At 61.0% G+C, this 3067-nt stretch carries 1 protein-coding gene; it reads left to right on the plus strand.

All coding sequences use genetic code 11. From position 1 onward, the window contains the following. Positions 1–2457, plus strand: a 2457-nt coding sequence (locus tag HGO92_RS22935) for an FG-GAP repeat domain-containing protein (protein WP_169998997.1), incomplete at its 5' end; no start/stop codon positions are given. Positions 2458–3067 lie beyond the last annotated feature (610 nt).

Genomic DNA, 3067 nt, shown 5'->3' on the forward strand with positions numbered 1-3067 from the left:
GGCACTCATCCGGGCAGCGGTTCGGTGACGGTGACGGCGAAGGCCCAGACGGATTACGTGCTGGAGGCCGGTGCGGCCGCGGAGTGGACGCACACGTTCAAAGCCACGCCGTACGTAGTTGTTCCGGAGCCGGTGGTGTTCACGGACGAGGACGGCACCGGGAACGATTCGTACACGGTCCCGGAGACCAAGGGTGTTGATTACCTGGTCGGGGACGAGGTTGTTGCAGCCGGCACTCATCCGGGCAGCGGTTCGGTGACGGTGACGGCGAAGGCCCAGACGGATTACGTGCTGGAGGCCGGTGCGGCCGCGGAGTGGACGCACACTTTCGAGGCGAAGTCGTATGCGGTGACGCCTGAGCCGGTCGCATTCGTTGATGTTGACGGTGCTGAGTCTGACTCATACACCGTTCCTGGAGTCGAGGGCGTTGAGTATCTCGTCAACGATGAGGTAGTTGCGGCGGGTACCTACCCGGCGGCGGGCAGCATCACGGTGACTGCCCGGGTCCTGGAAGGGTACTTCCTGGCCGGGGGAGCCGCCACGGAATGGGCACACACATTCAAGGCGACCCCGTATGTTGTGATGCCGGAGCCCGTGGTGTTCACGGACGCGGACGGTGCAGACAATGACTCGTACACCGTTCCCGTGGGTGAGGGCGTTGAGTACCTCGTCGATGGCAACGTGGTCGCCGGCGGTACGTATCCGGCGTCGGGCGCTGTGAAGGCTACGGCACGGGCACTGGCGGACTACGTTCTGTCCGGTGAGGCAACCGTTGAATGGAGCCATGTATTCGCGGCGAAGTCGTATGAAGTTTCACCGGTTGCAGTTTCGTTTATCGAAGCTGATGGCACCGAGGAGGACTCGTACACGATTCCTGCAGCCGAGGGCGTTGAATATCTCGTCAGCGGCGAAGTAGTTGCCGCCGGTACCTACCCGGCGTCGGGCAGCATCACGGTGACCGCGCGGGTCGTGGAGGACTACTTCCTGGCCGAAGATGCAGCCACGGAATGGACCCACACGTTCAAGGCGACTCCGTATGTGGTGGTTCCGGAGCCCGTCGTGTTCACGGACGCGGACGGCACTGCTGAGGACACGTTCACTATTCCTTCGGTCGACGGCGTGGCATACGTGGTGGCCGGGGAAACTCTCGAGCCCGGTGTTCACACGGCGTCGGGAACTGTGACGGTGACGGCGATCGCCAAGACGGATTATGCGCTGGAGGTTGGCGCTGACGCTGCATGGAGCCATACCTTCAAGGCCACGCCGTTCATGGTGGTTCCGGGGCCCGTGCTGTTCTCGGACGAGGACGGTACTGCCGGGGATACGGTTACGATTCCCTCTGTCGAGGGCGTTGAATACCTGCTCGACGGGGAAGTCATGGAACCGGGGACCCATGCGGCAGCCGGTGCCGTGACTGTCACGGCCCGGGCTGCGGCGGATTACGTTCTGAGCGTCGATTCCGAGACCGCGTGGAGCCACACCTTCAAGGAAACGCCTTACGAGGCGACGCCGGAAGCGGTGACCTTCGATGATGAGGCAGGCCAGTACACGATTCCCGAGGTTGAGGGTGTCCGGTACTACGTGGGCGGTGTGGAGAAAGACGCCGGCACCCATGCTGCGCCGGTTGGCGATCTGACGGTCACGGCGAAGCCGGAGGCGGACTACGTGCTCGCCGGCACGACTTCGTGGAGCCACACGTTCGAGCCGAAGGCCACGCCATCGATCCGATCCGAGGGCGAGATCATCGCGTTCGATTCGTATGGCCGGCTGTGGAACTACGGTCACAGCGGTACCGGTTCGACCAGGGTGATGATCGGCCGGTCGGGGTGGACCGCCATGGACGAGATCCATACGGTCGACTGGAACTCCGATGGTTTCATCGACATCATCGCCAAGGGCAAGAACGGCCAGCTCTACTACTACAAGGCCAAATCGACCGGCAACTTCACCCGCTACACGATCGGGTACAGCGGCTGGGCGGATTATGACCTGACGGTCAGCAAATGGAAGACGACCGATAAGTACCCGGTGGTCATTGCCAAAAACGCCAAGACCGGCAGGCTGTACGTCTACGGGAACAACTCCGGCTACCGGCTCTCGCCGCGCTATGTTCTGGGCAGCCGGGGCTGGAGCGAGTATGTTCTGACCGTGATGGACTGGGACAAGGACGGGCGCAAGGATGTTGTCGCCAAGACACCGGCGGGGCAGCTGAAGCTCTACCGCGGCAACGGTACCGGGAAGTTCGTCAGCGAAACCCGGCAGATCATCGGCCGCTCGGGCTGGAACACAATGAGCAACATTGTGACGTCCAACAGTTACGCGGGCGAGGGCACGACAGGGCTGATCGCCAGGGACAGCTGGGGGAGGATCTGGTACTACCAGGCGGACAAGAGCCGGTGGGCTCCGCGTGAGCTGATCGGCACAGGCTGGAGTAGCTACTACGTAGCTGCACAGTAAGGAAGCGCTCCACGGCGGGTGGCTGCAAAACGCAGCCACCCGGCGTCCAGCATTCCTGATTCTTCGATCCCGGGGGAGGGCGTACCAGACGAACTGACGCTGCTAACACGCCGCAGCGACAACAAAGTCCTTTAGCTGGTGTCTTACATTGCTGGTCCGTCTGCAGCCAACCTGTGACTCGAGTTCCGCCAAACATAAAGTGGCAATTTGAACGTCGGTTGAGACAAGACAACCGAAATTCAAATCGTGAACCGACAGATAGTGATACAGATACAGTGTGATGACATCGGGCTAACCGCTGTTTAGATCCGTTGTTGGAAGGGAATTGGATTGGCCGCGAAAGTACGTGTGCGTTGTCGTTCGTGCGTGAAATGCATGGCATCAGCTCGTGTTGTGAAGGCTAGGAATACTACGCGAGGAACGATCGCAGTTGCCACAGGTGGCCTATCGGAATTGACTCTTGCGTTCACGCAGAAGTGCAGATGGTTGGGTCCCCGTGTAGGAGTCCGGTGACTATGTGAGTTTCGTGTCCGAGAATGGACGCAGGAGGAAATTCACTAGTTATGGCACGTAGGCATACCCCCGAGCAGGTCATCGCGAAGGTCCGGCA

The sequence above is a fragment of the Crystallibacter degradans genome (genome assembly GCF_012952295.1).
GTDB classification, from domain to species: domain Bacteria; phylum Actinomycetota; class Actinomycetes; order Actinomycetales; family Micrococcaceae; genus Crystallibacter; species Crystallibacter degradans.